The sequence below is a fragment of the Streptomyces sp. NPDC026377 genome (assembly GCF_055567715.1).
Map to the genome: position 1 here is coordinate 12382 of NZ_JBVHPV010000018.1, position 17066 is coordinate 29447.

At 74.5% G+C, this 17066-nt stretch carries 7 protein-coding genes; 4 read left to right on the forward strand and 3 right to left on the reverse strand.

What is annotated here, in order from left to right:
* Window positions 1-473: 473 nt before the first annotated feature.
* From ACZ4MU_RS28950 to ccrA, 4 genes are read left to right on the forward strand one after another with little or no spacing between them, the layout of a single operon-like run.
* Entirely contained in the window at window positions 474-9242 is an 8769-nt protein-coding gene (locus ACZ4MU_RS28950) for an amino acid adenylation domain-containing protein (RefSeq protein ID WP_467882137.1), read from the forward strand.
* Window positions 9235-13047: a type I polyketide synthase gene (locus ACZ4MU_RS28955; RefSeq protein WP_467882139.1), complete on the forward strand. Its 3813-nt coding sequence runs from the start codon at window positions 9235-9237 to the stop codon at window positions 13045-13047. The genes ACZ4MU_RS28950 and ACZ4MU_RS28955 overlap by 8 nt, the downstream gene beginning before the upstream one ends.
* Window positions 13048-13100: 53 nt before the next feature.
* A complete protein-coding gene (locus tag ACZ4MU_RS28960) occupies window positions 13101-13316 on the forward strand; it encodes an MbtH family NRPS accessory protein (RefSeq protein ID WP_467882140.1) in 216 nt (71 codons plus the stop codon).
* A 56-nt stretch (window positions 13317-13372) separates the two neighbouring features.
* Window positions 13373-14533, forward strand: coding sequence for a crotonyl-CoA carboxylase/reductase (gene ccrA / locus ACZ4MU_RS28965; protein ID WP_467882345.1), 1161 nt, complete (start codon window positions 13373-13375; stop codon window positions 14531-14533).
* Here the strand turns inward: ccrA and ACZ4MU_RS28970 are convergent.
* The 3 genes from ACZ4MU_RS28970 to ACZ4MU_RS28980 are packed head-to-tail and all read right to left on the reverse strand — an operon-like array spanning window position 14517 to window position 17036.
* Complete coding sequence (locus ACZ4MU_RS28970; RefSeq protein ID WP_467882142.1) at window positions 14517-15323, reverse strand: 4'-phosphopantetheinyl transferase superfamily protein; 807 nt, start codon at window positions 15321-15323, stop codon at window positions 14517-14519. The two genes, ccrA and ACZ4MU_RS28970, sit on opposite strands and share 17 nt — an antisense overlap.
* Window positions 15316-16785 carry a class I adenylate-forming enzyme family protein gene (locus ACZ4MU_RS28975; RefSeq protein WP_467882144.1) on the reverse strand — a complete coding sequence of 490 codons (1470 nt, stop codon included), beginning with the start codon at window positions 16783-16785 and terminating at the stop codon, window positions 15316-15318. Before ACZ4MU_RS28975 ends, ACZ4MU_RS28970 begins: the two co-directional genes overlap by 8 nt.
* A complete protein-coding gene (locus ACZ4MU_RS28980) occupies window positions 16785-17036 on the reverse strand; it encodes an acyl carrier protein (protein ID WP_467882146.1) in 252 nt (83 codons plus the stop codon). Before ACZ4MU_RS28980 ends, ACZ4MU_RS28975 begins: the two co-directional genes overlap by 1 nt.
* Between the last annotated feature and the right edge of the window lie 30 nt (window positions 17037-17066).

Sequence of the window (17066 nt, forward strand, 5' to 3'; positions counted from 1 at the left end):
AGGAGCCCACCCACCGCTCGTATACAGCGACTTCCCCCAAGGGGCACTTGCCAACAGCACGGTCTCGCGGCACGGTATGGCCGGTTCATCAACGCAAGGTCAACTCCAGAAGCTGGCCAGATCCGTACCACCGTGTTCATGACACCCAATGGCCTCCAGCGCTCAATATCGCGGCTTTTGACGGTCCGTCGGAAGACACGCCCGGCAGATCATCCCCTTGACCCGTCGACTTCCCCTCATGCAGGGTTGCTGTTCCGAGGAGGGTCGCGCCCCGTCACGGCACTGCCTGCTCTCACCGGAGTTCCGCACCCGCGGCGGCATTCCTGTGATGCATTCCCCATTCCGTTCCCGTGCCCATTTCCGCTCTTCCGGCGGGCGGATCGCGCAACGTCGCCCAGCGGCTTCCCGGCGAGGGCCCGCCGGCTCCTTCCGCGTGCCGAGAACGTCAAAGACGCCTAATGAGGGTTGGTGCCATGTCTGTCCAGGAGGACACCAGTAGCCCGCTGACCGGGGCCCAGCAGGGGCTCTGGTACGCCCAGCGGCTCGACCCCGCGAACGCCGCCTACAACACCGCCGAGTACGTGGAGATCCACGGCCCCGTGGACACCGCGCTCTTCGAGACCGCGCTGCGCCGCACGGTCGGTGAGGCGGGCACCTTCGCCCTGCTCTTCACCGAAACGGCCGACGGGCCGCGCGCAACGCCGACGACGGGGGACGACTGGCCGCTGCACCTGGTGGACGTCAGCGGTGCGGACGACCCGCGCGCGGCGGCCGAGGCCTGGATACGCGCCGACATGGCGACGGCGGCCGACCTCGGCGCGGGCCCGCTCTTCACCCAAGCCCTCTTCACGGTGGCCCCCGACCGCTTCTTCTGGTTCCTGCGGGCCCACCACATCCTCCTCGACGGCTACAGCTACAAGCTCGTCGCCCGGCGGCTGTCCGAGGTCTACACCGCGCTCGCGGACGGCCGGGAGGTGCCCCCGGCTCCGTTCGCCCCGGTGAGCCGGCTGCTCGACGAGGAGAGGGCCTACCGCGCCTCCGACCGGTTCGTCCGCGACCGTGCCCACTGGACCGGCCGGTTCGCCGACGCCCCGGGCGCCACCGGGCTCACCGAGGGCACCGCACCGCCCGCCGCCTCCTTCCTGCGCCGCACCGCGCTGCTCTCCACCGCCGACACCGAGCGCCTGGCCATCGCCGCCGCCCGGCTGGGCGGGGCACGCAACGACCTCGTGGTCGCGGCCGTCGCCGCCTATGTGCACCGGGTCACCGCCGAGCGGGACATCGTGCTGGGCCTGCCCACCATGAGCCGGCTCGGCTCCACGGCGCTGCGCACACCCGGCACGGCGTCCAACATCCTGCCGCTGCGCCTGGCCGTCACCCCCGCCACCACGGCCGGGGAACTGGTCGCGGCGGTCGCCGCCGGGTTGCGCGACTTACGCAGGCACCAGCAGTACCGCGCCGAGGACCTGCGCCGCGACCTCAAACTCGTCGGCGGGGCGCGGCGGTTGTACGGACCGGTCGTCAACCTCGTCCCGTTCGACGAGGAACCGCCCTTCGGCGGGCACCGCACCACCTCGCACCATCTGTCCGGCGGCGCCGTCGAGGACCTCCAGATCAGCGTCCGGCCCGGCGCGGGCGGCGACGGTCTGTGGATCGCCTTCGACGCCAACCCGGCCCTCTACACCGAAGCCGAACTCGACGAGCACCGAAGGCGGTTGCTGCTCCTGCTCGACCAGCTCACCGAGGCCGACACCACCCTGCCGCTGGCGCGCACGAGCCTGCTGCTCCCCGGCGAGAGCCCGGTCCACACCCCCGTCGAGCCCGTGCGCACCGCCCCCGACGCCGTGCTGGCCACCCGCTTCGAGGCCCAGGCCGCACGCACCCCGCACGCCGTGGCCGTCACCTGCGAGGGCGCCTCACTGACGTATGCCGGGCTCAACGCCCGTGCCAACCGGATCGCCCGCCTCCTCGTCGAGCGCGGGGCCGGCCCCGGCGAGGTGGTGGCCCTGGCGCTGCCCCGCTCCCTGGAGCTCGTGGTCGCCCTGCTGGCCGTGCTCAAGTCCGGCGCCGCGTATCTGCCGCTGGACCCCGGCTATCCGGCCGAACGCATCCGCGCGGTGGCCGGTGACGCCGTACCCGCTCTGCTCGTCACCGACGCGGCCACCGCGCCGGCCCTTCCCCCGACCGGCGCCACCGCTCTGGTCCTGGGCGACCCGGACCTGGAAGCCGACCTGGCCGGGCGGCCCGACACCGACCTCACCGACGCCGAGCGCACCGCGCCGCTCTCCCCCGGCGACCCGGCGTACATCATCCACACCTCCGGCTCCACCGGCCGCCCCAAGGGCGTGGTGATCCCGCACTCCAACGTCGTGCGGCTCTTCGAGACCTCCGCCGCCCACTTCGACTTCGGCCCGGACGACGTGTGGACCCTCTTCCACTCGTACGCCTTCGACTTCTCCGTCTGGGAGATCTGGGGGCCGCTGCTGCACGGCGGCCGGCTCGTCGTCGTCCCGTACGCCACCAGCCGCTCCCCGCGCGACTTCCTGCGGCTGCTGCGCGAGCAGGGCGTCACGGTCCTCAACCAGACGCCCTCCGCCTTCCAGCAGCTCGTCGAGGCCGACCGGGAGGCCGGCGACGGGGACGGCCCGCTCGCCCTGCGCCTGGTGGTGTTCGGCGGCGAGGCCCTGGAGCCCGCGCATCTGCGTCCCTGGCTGGAGCGGCACGGCGACGCCTCCCCCGCCCTGGTCAACATGTACGGGATCACCGAGACCACCGTGCACGTCACCCATCAGCGCGTCACCCGCGAGCTGATCGAGGACCCGCGCGGCCGCAGCGTGATCGGCACCCCGCTGCCGGACCTGCGTGTCCACGTCCTCGACCACTGCCTCCAGCCCGTCGTGCCGGGGCGGGTGGGTGAGATGTACGTGGCGGGACCCGGACTCGCCCTCGGCTACCTCGGCCGCCCCGAGCTGACCGCCGAGCGGTTCGTCGCCGACCCCTTCGGCGCCCCGGGCGAGCGGATGTACCGCACCGGTGACCTGGCCCGGCGCGCGGCCGACGGCACCCTGGAGTACGCGGGGCGCTCGGACCACCAGGTGAAGATCCGCGGCTTCCGTATCGAACCCGGCGAGATCGAGGCCCTCCTCGTCGGCCACCCGGACGTGGCCCGCGCCGCCGTGGTGGCACAGGAGTCGCGGGGAGCGGCCGACCGGATCCTGGTGGCCTACGCCGTCCCCGCCCCCGGGGCGCGTCCCGAACCGGCGCTGCTGCGGGCCCATCTGGCCGGGTCGCTGCCCGAGCACATGGTGCCCAGCGCGTGTGTGGTCCTGGACGCGCTGCCGCTGACCGCCAACGGCAAGCTGGACACCAAGGCCCTGCCCGCCCCCGACTTCGCCGCCGCGGCCACCGGCCGGGCCCCGGCCTCCGGCTCCCAGACACTCGTGTGCCGCCTCTACGAGGAGCTGCTGGGGCTGTCCGAGGGGACGGTCGGTGCCGAGGACAACTTCTTCGACCTCGGCGGACACTCGCTGCTCGCCACCCGGCTGATGACCCGGCTGCGCGCGGCCACCGGCGCCGAGGTCTCCATGGCCGACTTCTTCGCCCGCCCCACCCCGGCGGCGCTGGCCGACCGCGTCCCCGCCGGGGGCGGCCGGGCGGCGAGGCCGCCGCTGGTGCGCGCGGAGCGGCCGGATCCGCTGCCGCTGTCGGCCACCCAGCAGAGCATGTGGTTCCTCAACCGGCTGGACGGGGCCGCCGCCACGTACAACATCCCGCTGGTCGTCCCGATGGAGCGGGAGATCGACGTGGACGCGCTGCGCGCGGCGCTCGCCGACGTCACCGACCGGCACGAGAGCCTGCGCACCCTGCTGCCGGAGACCGGCGGCGCCCCGCGCCAGGAGATACACCCGCCCGGCTCCCCGCGTCCCGTACTGCACGTCGTGGACTGTCCCGCGCGGGAGGTGGAGGCGTATGTCGCCCTGGCGCGCGGACACCGCTTCGACCTCACCCGGGACCGGCCGCTGTGGGCCGGTCTCTACGGGACGGGAGCGGCCCGGACACTGGTGGTCGTCCTCCACCACAGCGCGGCCGACGGCTGGTCGCTGCGCCCGCTGGCCGAGGACCTGTCCACCGCGTACGCCGCCCGCGCCGAGGGCCGCGACCCGGGCTGGGACGAACTGCCCGTCCAGTACGCCGACTACACCCTCTGGCAACGCGCGCTGCTCGAAGGGACGGACGGACACGAGGGGTTGAGTGGGCGTCAGCTCGCCTTCTGGAAGGAGGCGCTCGACGGTCTGCCGGTGGAGCTCCCGCTCCCCACCGACCGGCCCCGCCCCCAGACCCCGGCCCGCCGGGGCGCCCATCTCACCCTCGACGTCGCCCCCGGTCCGCACCGCGCGCTGCTGCGGCTCGCCGACGAGAGCGGCGCGAGCCTGTTCATGGTGCTGCAAAGCGCCCTCGCCGCCCTCCTCACCCGCTGGGGCGCGGGCACGGACATCCCCATCGGCACCCCGGTGGCGGGACGCGCCGACGAGGCACTGGACGACCTGATCGGCCTGATGGCCACCTCGCTGGTCCTGCGCACCGACACCTCCGGCGACCCAACCTTCCGCGAACTGCTCGCCCGCGTACGGGACGTCGACCTCGCCGCCTACGACCACCAGGACCTCCCCTTCGACCGGCTCGTGGAGGAGCTCAACCCGCCCCGCACGCCCGCCCGCCACCCGCTCTTCCAGGTCATGCTGGCCCTGCAGAACAACACCGAGGCCGTGCTGCGGCTGGGCGGCAACGAGGCGCCGCTGCGGCCCAGTGCCACCGGCACCGCCAAGTTCGACCTGTTCGTGGACGTGGTGGAGCACCGCGGCGAGGACGGCTCCGCGAACGGACTCGTCTGCCACATCGAGTACGCCGCCGACCTGTTCGACCACACCACCGTGGACCGCGCCGCCCACGCCCTGCACGCGCTCCTGGCCACTGTCGCGGACGACCCCGGGGTGCGCCTCGGCGCGCTGCCCGCCCCGGATCGCGCCACGGGGTCCGAGGAGCCGGCGGACACGGCGTTCGACGCGGCGGAGCTGGAGCGCGCGCTGCTCGCCCGGGGCGATCTGCGCGACGCGGTCGCCGTGCGGGATGCGGACGGCCGGGCGGCCGTGTTCGCCGTGCCGACCCGGGCCGCCGCCGCCGAACAGGCGGCCCGCACCCTGCGGCGCACCGCAACGGACTCCGCACCCGCCCCTCGGATCGCGGCCGTCAGCGATCTGCCCAGGCACGCCGACGGCACCCTGGACACCGAGGCCCTCGGCCGGCTGCCCTTCATCGACACCGAGGCCGCCGAGCGGTGGGAGCACGGCCTGGCCGCCCTGCCGGGCGTGCGCGCGGCGACCGTGGCCCTGGAGGAGATCACCGAGCCGCTCGGCCGGCTCTACGTCGGCTCCTCCGGCGTACGCGCCGACGCCCCCGCGCACTCACCCGGTGACAGCGCCGCCACCGCCGTGCCCGCGCTCAGCGAGGGGCCCGAGCTGCCGGAGCCCACGGTGGGCAGCTGGGCCGAGGCGCTGCGGCGGGCGGCCACGGGCGGCCCCCACGCCGAGGTCGTCCACGTCCGTGCCGACGGCAGCGAGACCCGGCGCAGCTATGCCTCGCTGATCGAGGAGGCCTCCCGCGTCCTGGGCGGTCTGCGCAAGCTCGGGCTGCGCCCCGGCGACCAGGTGATCCTCCAGTGCGAGGACACCGAGGACTTCCTCGCCACGCTGTGGGGCTGCGTCCTGGGCGGCTTCGTGACCGTACCGCTGACCGTCCCCGTCTCGTACGCGACGGCCTCGGCGCCCGTGGCGAAGCTGGAGGGGGTGTGGGAGATGCTGCACCGCCCCTGGGTGATCACCTCCGCCCCGGGTGAGGAGGGGCTGCGCGACCTGGCGCGGCGGCGCGAGTGGCAGGGGCTGCGGCTCACCACGACCGACGCGCTGCGCGCCGGACCGCCCGACCAGGACTGGCACCCCGCGCGGCCCGACGACGCGGTGCTGATGCTGCTGACCTCGGGGAGCACCGGGCTGCCCAAGGCGGTCCGGCTCAGCCACCGCAACGTGCTGACCCGGGCCGCGGCCACCGCCACCCTCAACTCCCTGACCGAGCACGACGTCTCGGTCAACTGGATCCCGCTGGACCACGTCACCGGTGTGGTCATGTTCCATCTGCGCGACGTCTATCTGGGCTGCCGCCAGGTGCACGCGCCGACCTCCTGGATCCTGGAGGACCCGCTGCGCTGGATGGATCTGGCGCACCGGCACCGGGCCACCGTCACCTGGGCGCCCAACTTCGCCTTCGGCCTGGTCAGCGAGCAGGCACACCGTATGTCCGGGCGGCCCTGGGACCTCTCCCCGATGCGGCTGGTGATGAACGCGGGCGAGGTCGTCGTCGCGGCCACCGCCCGGCGCTGGCTGGAGGTGATGAAGCCGTTCGGGCTGCCGCAGGACGTCATGCACCCGTGCTGGGGCATGTCCGAGACGTCGTCGGTGGTCACCGACACCGTGCTCGCGGCCGAACCGCTGCCCGGGGAGGAGGCGTTCGTCAGCTGCGGGCTGCCCTACCCCGGCTTCGCCATGCGGATCGTGGACGACCAGGACCGTGTCGTCGCCGAGGGCACCGCGGGCCGGCTCCAGGTCCGCGGCACCACCGTGACCTCCGGCTACCACGACAACCCGAAGGTGAACGCCGAGTCGTTCACCCCCGAGGGCTGGTTCGAGACCGGTGACCTGGCGTTCCTGCGCGCGGGCGAGCTCTACATCACCGGCCGCGCCAAGGACGTCATCATCGTCAACGGCGTCAACCACTACAGCCACGAGATCGAGACCTGCGTCGAGGAACTGCCCTTCGTGGTACGGAGTTTCACCGCGGCCTGCGCGGTGCGCACCGACCCGGCGGCGGGCACCGACGAGCTCGCGCTCTTCTTCCACCTGGAGGAGGGCACGGACACCGAGCGGGCGCTGCGGGCGATCCGGGGCAAGGTGACCCGCGAGATCGGCATCAGCCCGGCGCATCTGATGCCGGTCGAGGCGGCCGTGATCCCCAAGACGGAGATCGGCAAGATCCAGCGCACCCAGTTGCGCAAGCGGTTCGAGGCGGGCGAGTTCGACCCGGTCGCCCAGGCCTCGGAGATCCTGCTCGGCAGCACCGCGACCGTGCCGGACTGGTTCCTGCGCCCGGTGTGGCAGCGCGCCGAGCGTGTCCACGCCCCGGCCGCGCCGGGCGGCCACACCCTGGTGCTGGCCGGGCGCCACACCCCGGCCGCCGAGGTGGCGGACGCCGTCGCGGACCTGCTGCGCCGGGGCGGCGGCCGGTGCACGGTGGTCACCGCCGGTGCGGAGTTCACCCGGAGCGACGCCGCCTCCTACCGGGTGCGCGTCGATGCCGCCGAGGACTACGGCCGCCTGCTGGACGCCCTCGCGGCGGACGACCGCCCCGTGCAGACCGTCCTGCATCTGGGCGCGCTCGGCGACGGGAGCGGTGAGCCGGAGAGCGTGGACGATCTCCTTGAGGCCCAGCGCGACGGCGCCGACGCGCTGCTCTGCCTCGCTCAGGCCCTGTCCACCCGTCACGAGGACGGCCGCCGGGTCGCCCTGTACTTCGTGGGCGCCGGCTGCCAGGCGGTGGGTGCGCACGAGCGCGCCTCCTACGCCCACGGGGCCGTCGGCGGGCTCCTCAAGAGCCTGCGCGAGGAGCTGCCCTGGCTGAGCACCGTCCAGGTGGACCTGGCGCCCGGGGGCAGCGCCGGCGAGCGGGCCGGGGTGCTGCTCGCCGAGGCCGCGGCTCCCGTGGCCGACGCCGAGGTGGCTTTCCGCGACGGGCAGCGCTGGATCCGCCGTCTGACCCCCCTGCCCGACCCGCCGCCTCGTGCCCCCGCGCCCGCCGTCGAAGGGTTCTGCCTGGTCAGCGGCGGTCTGGGCGGGGTCGCCGGACGCCTCGCCGAGCACCTGCTGAAGACCCCCGGCACCCGGCTGCTCCTGGTCGGGCGTACCCAGCTGCCCGACGAGGACGCCTGGGACAAGCACCTCGCCGAAGGCGGGCCGCTCGCCCGCCGCATCCAGACGTACCGGAGCCTGCGCGAGCTGGGCGAAGTGCGGTACGCGAGCGCCGACATCACCGACCCGGACGCGCTGCGCGCCGTTGCCGACGAGGCGAGCGCGGCCTGGTCGCTGCCGTTGGGCCGGATCGTGCATCTGGCGGGCCGCTTCGAGCAGCGGGCGGTGGCCGATCTTTCCCTGGACGAGTGGCGGGCGGCGCTCGCCGCCAAGGTCACCGGCGGCTGGGTGCTGCACCGCCTCGCCCAGGAGCGGTCGGTCCGCTCCTTCGTCTCCTTCTCCTCGGTGAACGGCTACTTCGGCGGCTCCATGAGCAGCTCCTACGCCGCCGCCAACGCGTTCCTCGATGCCCTCGCCGCCCATCAGCGCGGCGCCGGTCTGGACGCGCAGAGCCTGGCCTGGAGCATGTGGGACGAGCTCGGCATGAGCGAGGGCTATGGACTCAAGTCGCTGACGGAGGCGCGCGGTTACCGGGTCCTGGACGCCCCCGCCGCCCTGCGCTCCTTCGACCTGGCCCGCACACTGGACGAGCCGCACCTGCTGATCGGCACCGACCGGTCGCTGCCCTGGGTGCGCGGCCACGTCCGGGCGGCACCGCGCCCGGTGCACCGCCTCGCGGGCCGGGTGGCCCTGGAGGACGACGCGGACATCGGCGCGCTGTACACGGCGGCCGCGACGTGTGCCGAGGCGGCCGGGGCGGGCGGCGACTGGGTGCTGCGCGCGGCAGGCTCCTCCCCGGCCGAGGCACCGGGGAGTGACGACCCGGCCGAGGGGCCGCGCCGGCTGGAGAAGATCCTCAGCGCCATCTGGTGCCGTGTCCTGGAGCGCGACCGGGTCGGTGCCGAGGAGAACTTCTTCGACCTCGGTGGCCACTCGCTGCTCCTGGTCCGCGCCCAGGGCGCGGTCAACGAGGAGCTGGGCTGCGAGCTGAGCGTGGTGGACCTGTTCACCCACCCCAGCGTCCGGGCCCTGGCCCGCCACCTCACCGCCATCGGCGTCGGGACCACCGCCACGGATACCGCACCGACGGCGGTGGGCAGCGCCCCGCCCACCGGACTCGACCGCGTACGGCAGCGGGCCGAGCGCCAGCGGGCCGCGCGGGCCGCCCGCCGCCCCGCCCCGAACACCCCGCACACCGAGCACGAAGGACCCCGCAACGATGGATGAGACAGACCGGCCGGAGTACGGGCCCCAGACGGCGGTCGCGGTCGTCGCCATGGCGGCACGCTTCCCCGGCGCCGACACGGTCGAGGAGTTCTGGGAGAACCTGGCGGCCGGCCGGGAGTCGATCCGGCCCGTCACCGACGAGGAGTTCCTCGCGGCGGGCGGCGACCCCGCGCACCTGTCCGACCCCGACCTGGTGCGGATGGCCTCGGTGGTCGAGGGCATCGACCGCTTCGACTCCGCCTTCTTCGGCTACAGCCCGGCCGAGGCCGAGGTCGTCGACCCGCAGCAGCGCCTCCTGCTGGAGTGCGCCTACCACGCCCTGGAGGAGGCGGGATACGCGGGCGGACACGGCGACCTCCAGGTGGGGGTGTACGCGGGAGCGGGCGACAGCCGCTACTACCCCGGGCACGTCCACCCCCGCTTCGCCGGGCAGAGCGCCTCGGTGGCCCTGGTCCACGCCGCCACCGGCAACTCACTGGGCACCCTGGCCACCCGTATCTCCTACGAACTGGGGCTCACCGGGCCCAGCCTCTCCCTCCAGACGGCGTGCTCCACCGCCCTCGTCGCGATCCACACCGCCTGCCAGGACCTGATCGACTACCGCTGCGACGTCGCCCTGGCGGGGGCCGCGTCGCTCAACCCGTCGGCGCTGCTCGGCTACCGGCACGTGCCCGACGGGCCGTTCTCTCCGGACGGCCGCTGCCGGGCGTTCGCCGCGGACGCGGCGGGCACCTCCTCGGGCGACGGTGTCGGCATGGTCGTCCTCAAGCGCCTGGAGGACGCCCTCGCCGACGGCGACCGCATCCGCGCGGTGGTGCGGGGTTCGGCCATCAACAACGACGGCCGCCGCAAGGTCGGGTTCACCGCGCCCAGCACCGAGGGCCAGGCGGAGGCGATCCTCGCCGCCCAGGTCGCCGCGGGCGTCGACGCCGACTCGATCGGCTACGTGGAGGCCCACGGCACCGCCACCAGGATCGGGGACCCCATCGAAGTGGCCGCCCTGACCCGGGCGTTCCGCGAGAGCAGTGACCGCGAGCGGTTCTGCGCCCTGGGGTCGGTCAAGAGCAACATCGGGCATCTGGGCGCCGCCGCCGGGATCGCCGGATTCATCAAGATCGTGCTGGCGCTCGAGCACCGGCAGATACCGCCGACCCTCCACTTCGAGCGGCCCAACCCGCTGATCGACTTCGCGACGAGCCCGTTCCGGGTGCCGACCGCGCTTGAGGAGTGGGCCTCCGGGGCCGCGCCGCGCCGGGCCGCCGTCAGCGCGTTCGGCGTCGGTGGCACCAACGCCCATGTGATCGTGGAGGAGGCACCTGCCACCGCACCCGCCGCGGCGCCGATCCGCGAGCAGGACGAGCGGTGGCACGTCCTGCCGCTCTCCGCCCGCACCCCCGGTGCCCTGCGCGGCCAGGCCGCGAACCTCGGCCGCCATCTGACCGCACACCCCGGCCTCGACCTCGCCGACGTCGCCCACACCCTGCGCGTCGACCGCCCCGCCATGCCCCACCGGGCCGCGGTGGCCGCGCGGAGCACCGAGCAGGCCGCGCGGGTCCTGCTGCACCCGCTCCAGGCCCCCGCCGAGGTGCGCGGCGAAGAGGCCCCGCCGGTGGCCTTCCTGCTGCCCGGCGGCGGCACCCAGTACATCGGCATGGGCGCGGAGCTCTACCGGGAGCTGCCGGTCTACCGGGACGCCGTGGACCGCTGCGCCGCCGTGCTGCGGCCCGTGACCGGCCGTGATCTGCGCACCGCGCTGTACGAGCACACCGAACCCGGCGGCGTGGACGCCTTCCTGGCCCTGGTGGTCACCGAATACGCCCTGGCCACCGCGTTGATGGAACACGGTGTACAACCGGCCGCGTTCATCGGGCACTCGCTGGGCGAGTACACCGCCGCCACGCTCGCCGGGGTGATGACCCTGGAGGAGATGCTGCCGCTGGCCGCGGAGCGGATCCGGCTCATCACCTCGGCGGGGGGCGCCACCGTCGGCGTCGCCCTGGGCGAGGAGGCCCTGCGCGGCTACCTCACCGGCGACCTGTCGCTGGGCGCCGTCAACGGACCGGCCGCCTGTACGGTCGCGGGGCGCGAGGAGGCCGTGGCGGCGCTGGAGGCACGGCTGCTCGCGGACGGGGTCGCCTTCCGCCGGCTGCGGATGCCCGCGGCCGCGCACTCCCACGTCCTGGACCCGATCCTGCCCGGCTTCGCGGACGCCCTGCGGACCGTGACGCTGCGGGCGCCCACCATCCCGTACATCACCAACGTCACCGGAACCTGGGTCACCGACGAACAGGCGAGGAGCGTCGGGCACTGGCTCGACCACACCCGCCGCACGGTCCGGTTCGCGGACGGCGTGGCCGCTCTGTGGGAGCGCGGCAACCCGCTCTTCGTCGAGATCGGCCCCGGCGACGGCCTCGCCAAGCTGGCCGCCGCCCGGCTCGGGGACGCACCCGTGACGACGGTGCCCACCATGCGCCACGCCAAGGCGGCCAGCCCCGACGGACAGGTCTTCGCGGAGGCGCTGGGCCGGCTGTGGAGCGCGGGCGTGCCCGCCGACATCACCGGCCCCGCTCGGGCGCGCGAACCGCGCCGGGTGCCGCTGCCGGGGTACGCCTTCGACCGGCGCCGCCACTGGATCGAGGCGCCCGGAGCCAGGGCGCCCGCCGCGCGGCACGACGAGCCGCAGGGGCAGAGCGTCTCCGGCCGCACGCCCCGGCCGTATCTGACCACCGAGTACGCGGCGCCCCGCACCGCGCGGGAGCGCGCCGTGGCCGGGCACTGGGAGGAGGCCCTGGGCATCGAGGGCATCGGTGTCCACGACAACTACTTCGACCTGGGCGGCGACTCCATGCGCGCCGTGATGCTGGCGGGCCGGATGCGCGCGGAAGGCGTCCTGGACGTCCCGGCCGCCGCGTTCCTGTCCGCGCCCACCGTCGCGGGGCTCGTGGCGCTGGCCGGGCGGGCGGGCGCCGCCGGGCGGGACGCGTTCGCGCCGCTGCTGGCGCTGCGCGCCGACGGCGACCAGCGCCCGCTGTTCTGTGTGCACCCGGGCGCGGGCATCGCCTGGCGCTACACCGGGCTGCTGCCCCATCTCGGCGCCCGGCAGCCGGTGTACGGCCTCCAGGCGCACGGCCTGGACGGCACGGCACCGCCCGCCGCCGACGCCAAGGAGATGGTCGGCTCCTACCTCGCCCGGCTGCGCGAGGTGCAGCCGCACGGCCCGTACCGGCTGCTGGGCTGGTCCTACGGCGGCTTCGTCGCCCACGCCATGGCCATCGCGCTGCAACGCCAGGGCGAGGAAGTCGAGTTGCTGGCGATGCTGGACGCGCCGCTGACCGGGGCCGAGAGCACCGATGCGGCGGCGGCCGAACGCCAGGTGGCGTCCCTGCTCGTGCGGGTCGCGGGGCTGGAGATGCCCGAGGGCGGGGCGGACGTCGAGGAGGTGCTCCGGCTGATCGGCGAGGACGGCGCGGAGCGCGGTCCCTCGCCGGTGACCCGCGAGGAGGCCCTCGCGATCGCCCGGGTGATGCGCAACAACCTCGCCATCGCGGGCGGCTTCGCCCCCGAGGTGTTCCACGGCGACGTGCTCTTCTTCAGCGCCACCGAGGCCGCCGGCGACACATCAGCCGCCGCCGACCCGTCCGATGTGTCGCTGGCGGCCGGGAAGGCCGACAGCTGGCGCCCGTACGTGAGCGGCGTCCTCACCGACCACGCCGTGCCCTGCGGCCACTACGAGATGACCGAGCCGGAGCCGATGGCCCGCATCGGCGCGGCGCTGGCCGCCGCCCTGCGGCCCGCCTCCGGATGACCACCCGCACACCGCGCCGCACACCCGCTCGTGCGGCGACGAAGGGAGCAGCCTTGCCCAGTCCGTTCGACCCCGCCTACGGGGACGAGCCGTCGCACCTGGTGCTCGTCAACGCGGCGGGAGAGCACTCCCTGTGGCCCGCGTTCGCCGCCGTACCGGCCGGATGGGAAGCCACCGGCCCCGCCGCCGCCCACGGCGTCTGCCTCGCCCGCCTGGCGCGGGCCCACACCCACCCGTACCCCGCAACCCCCTCAGGAGCCACCCCGTGACCCAGGACCTGTACGAACTCGGTGACGCGCCCCCGCTCGGCGAGGCGCCCAAGCGCATGTACGCCTCGCTCATCCGGCCCGAACGCTACGGGCAGCCCATCGACGCCTTCCGTACCGAGGTCGTGGACGTGCCCCCGGTCGGGCCCGGCCAGGTCCTCATCAAGGTGATGGCGGCGGGCGTCAACTACAACAACGTCTGGGCCTCGCTCGGCGACCCGGTCGACGTCATAGCCGCCCGGCGCAAGCGCGGCGCCACCGAGGACTTCCACATCGGCGGCTCCGACGCCTCCGGCGTCGTCTGGGCCGTCGGCGAGGGCGTACGGCTCAGGCCCGGGGACGAGATCGTGCTGCTCGCCAACGTGTGGGACGAGAGCGCCGAGGACATCCGGCTCGGCGCCGACCCCTCCACCTCCGCCTCGCAGAGCGTGTGGGGGTACGAGGAGAACTACGGGTCGTTCGCGCAGTTCGCGGTGGTCGACGAGTACCAGTGCCACCCCAAGCCGAAGCGGCTCTCCTGGGCGGAGGCCGCCTGCTACATGGCGACCGCCGCCACCGCCTACCGCCAGCTCTTCGGCTGGGAGCCGCACACCGTGCGCCCCGGCGACGCGGTGCTGATCTGGGGCGGGGCGGGGGGCCTGGGCTGTATGGCGATCCAGTTGGTCAAGCAGCGCGGCGGCATCCCCGTCGCGGTCGTCTCCAGTGACGAACGCGGCGAGTACTGCGTGCGGTTGGGGGCCAAGGGCTATATCAACCGGCGTGACTTCGACCACTGGGGCCGGCTGCCCGACGCCTCCGACGAGGACGCCATGGCCCAGTGGCTCAAGGGCGCCCGCGCCTTCGGGCGCCGCTTCTGGGAGGTCCTCGGCGAGCGCCGGGCGCCCAGGATCGTCCTGGAGCACTCGGGCGCCGACACGATCCCGACCTCCATGTACCTGTGCGACAACGCGGGCATGGTCGTCATCTGCGGAGGCACCACCGGCTACAACGGCGACGTGGACCTGCGCTTCCTGTGGATGCGCCAGAAGCGGCTCCAGGGCTCCCACGTCTCCAACGCCCGCGAGGCACGCGAGGTCACCACGCTCATCGACCGTGGGCTGCTCGACCCGTGCCTGTCGCTGACGCTGGGCTTCGAGGAGATCGGCAGGGCCCACCAGCTGATCCACGACAACCGACATCCGGCCGGGAACATGGCGGTGCTGGTCAACGCCAGGGCGTGACGCTCGATCCGGGCCGCCGCGCCACGGGGGCGGCGGTCCAGCTGAACACCCCGGGGCCTGCCGGGCGCACCTGGACGTCGAGGGTGTGTCCGGGGAGCCCTCTCGGCCAGGCGCGGAAGCCGCCGGGCACCGGACGCGTCCCGATCGCGAGCAGAGTGGCGGGCGCCCGCCCGGCGGGGAGCAGGGCGGCGAACGCCTTGAAGGCCGCCTCCTTGGCCGAGAACACGGCGAGGAGTTGACGCGCCGCCGTCGGGGCGGTTGTACCGTCCGGCCAGGTCCGTTCGTCGGGCGCGAGGACGATGTGCGCGGCCTTCAGGGGCAGTTCGCGCAGTTCGAGGTCGCACCCCACCGCGTGGAAGTGCGTGGCGGGCGCGGCCAGGGCGACGGCGAGGCCGCCGGAGTGGCTGATCGAACCCACCCGCCCGGCGGGGAACCGGGGCCGTCTGCCGTCGCGGAGGATCTCCGGTACGGGGTGCCCGGGCTCGGCCAGCGCCCGGCGGGCGGCGAGGCGTCCGGCCAGGAAGTCACGGCGGCGCGGCGGCGGCATGGCGGCGGCCGCCGCCCGCTCCCACGGCCCCGCCGGGCACGCCTGCGGTTCGCCGGCGCGGGCCAGTCCGGGCGAGAGCCCCTCGGCACGCAGGGCGGGGCGCAGCAGGAGCAGCGCGTGCTCGGCGGCTGCCCGGCCGGAGTCCGGGTCCGGGCGGGTGACACCGAAGGCCGGATCCGGGCGGGTGACACGGGCGCCCGGCGCCCGGTCCGCCACCTCGCCGCGCCCCGCGGCTTCACGCACGCAGCAGCTTCTTGATGATCTTCCCGGCCGGGTTGCGGGGCACCCGGTCGATGAACTCGATGCGCCGGGGCCGCTTGTAGGAGGCGAGGCGCTGCGCGAGATACGTCTGCAACTCGGCCGCCCCGGTGCCCTCCTCGACGACCACGTACGCCAGCGGAACCTCACCGAAGTCCTCGTCCGGCACCCCGACGACCGCCGCGTCACGTACCGCCGGGTGGGCCTGGAGGGCGCGCTCGATCTCCGAGGGGTAGACGTTCTGCCCGGCCCTGATGATCAGGTCCTTGCTGCGGTCGACGAGCCGGATCAGTCCGTCCCGGTCGATGTGCCCGAGGTCGCCGGTGCGGATCCAGCCGTCGACGGTGATCTCGGCGGTGGCGGCCTCGTCGTTCCAGTAGCCGCGCATCAGCCCGGGCCCGCGCACGCAGATCTCACCGATCGCCCCGGGCGCCACCTCCTGGCCGCGCTCGTCCAGGGCGCGCGCGGACATCCCCGGGACGACCCGGCCGGCCGGGATCACCTCGGGCAGCGCGTCGGGCGCCGGGTGCTCCTCGGGGCCGAGCGTGACGAACGGGCCGCCGACCTCGGTCATCCCGTACACCTGCCGGAATCCGCAGCCGAGCCGTTCGACGGCCTCGGCGTAGATGTCGGGCGGCATGGGCGCGGCGCCGTAGAGGATCTCGCGCAGGGTGGAGAGGTCCGCCGTGTCGGCGGACCTGGCGCGCAGCAGGAAGCGCAGCATCTGCGGGACGAGCCAGACGTGGGTGGCGCGGTGGGTCTCGATGGCGGCGAGCGCGGTCTGCGGCTTGAAGCCGGGCATCAGGACGATGGTCGCGCCCGCCGCCATGTAGGTCAGCGAGACGACCATGCTGCCGTGGTAGAGCGGGCAGCAGTTGACCAGCACCATGGCGTCGGCGGGCCGGGCCACGGCGAGCCAGCCGAGCGCGATGGCGCGGAACGAGGCGTGGTCGACGGTGACGCCCTTGGCCTGCCCGGTCGTCGCGGAGGTGTGCAGGACGGCCGCGGGGGCGTCGTCGGGGACGGCGGCGAGCTCCGGGCCGCCCTCGGCGCCGAGCGCGGCGAACGCCTCGTCGTCCAGGCGGATACGGGTGCGCACCGGCAGGTCGGGATGGCGGGCGAGCAGCGCGGCCTCGCCGATCACGGCGACGGCGCCGGTGCGTTCGACGATCCCGGTCACCTCCGCCGGGGTCAGGCTGTGGTTGAGCGGGACGAAGAGCGCGCCGACGCGGGCGAGCGCGAAGTACGTCTCCATGACCTCGATCCGGTCCAGGGAGAGCACGGCGACGCGGTCACCGGGGCGGATGCCGAGCCCGGCGAGTCCGTGGGCGAGGGCGAGGGTGCGGTCGTGGAACTGCGCCCAGGTGACGGAGCGGTGCTCGTCCACCAGGGCCGTCCGGTCGGGGAAGCACTGGCGGTTGCGCTCCGCCAACTGGGTCAGCCACATCAGGCGGCGCCCGGCCGCGGGGTGGCGGCGTCGCGGCCGGCGATGAACCGCTCGTAGTCGGCGATGGTGGTCAGGCCCTCCATGTCCTCGGCCGTCACCTCGACGCCGGTGCGCTGCTCGATGAGCAGGATCAGCCGGACGAGGTCGCCGGAGTCGATCCCGCTGGCGCTGAGGTCCTCGTCGTCGCCGATGGCCTCGGCGAACTCCGGTGTGCCGGTCAGCTCGACCAGCATCGTCCTGATGGTGCTCATGGGCGTACCCCTCTCGTTGCACGGACTACC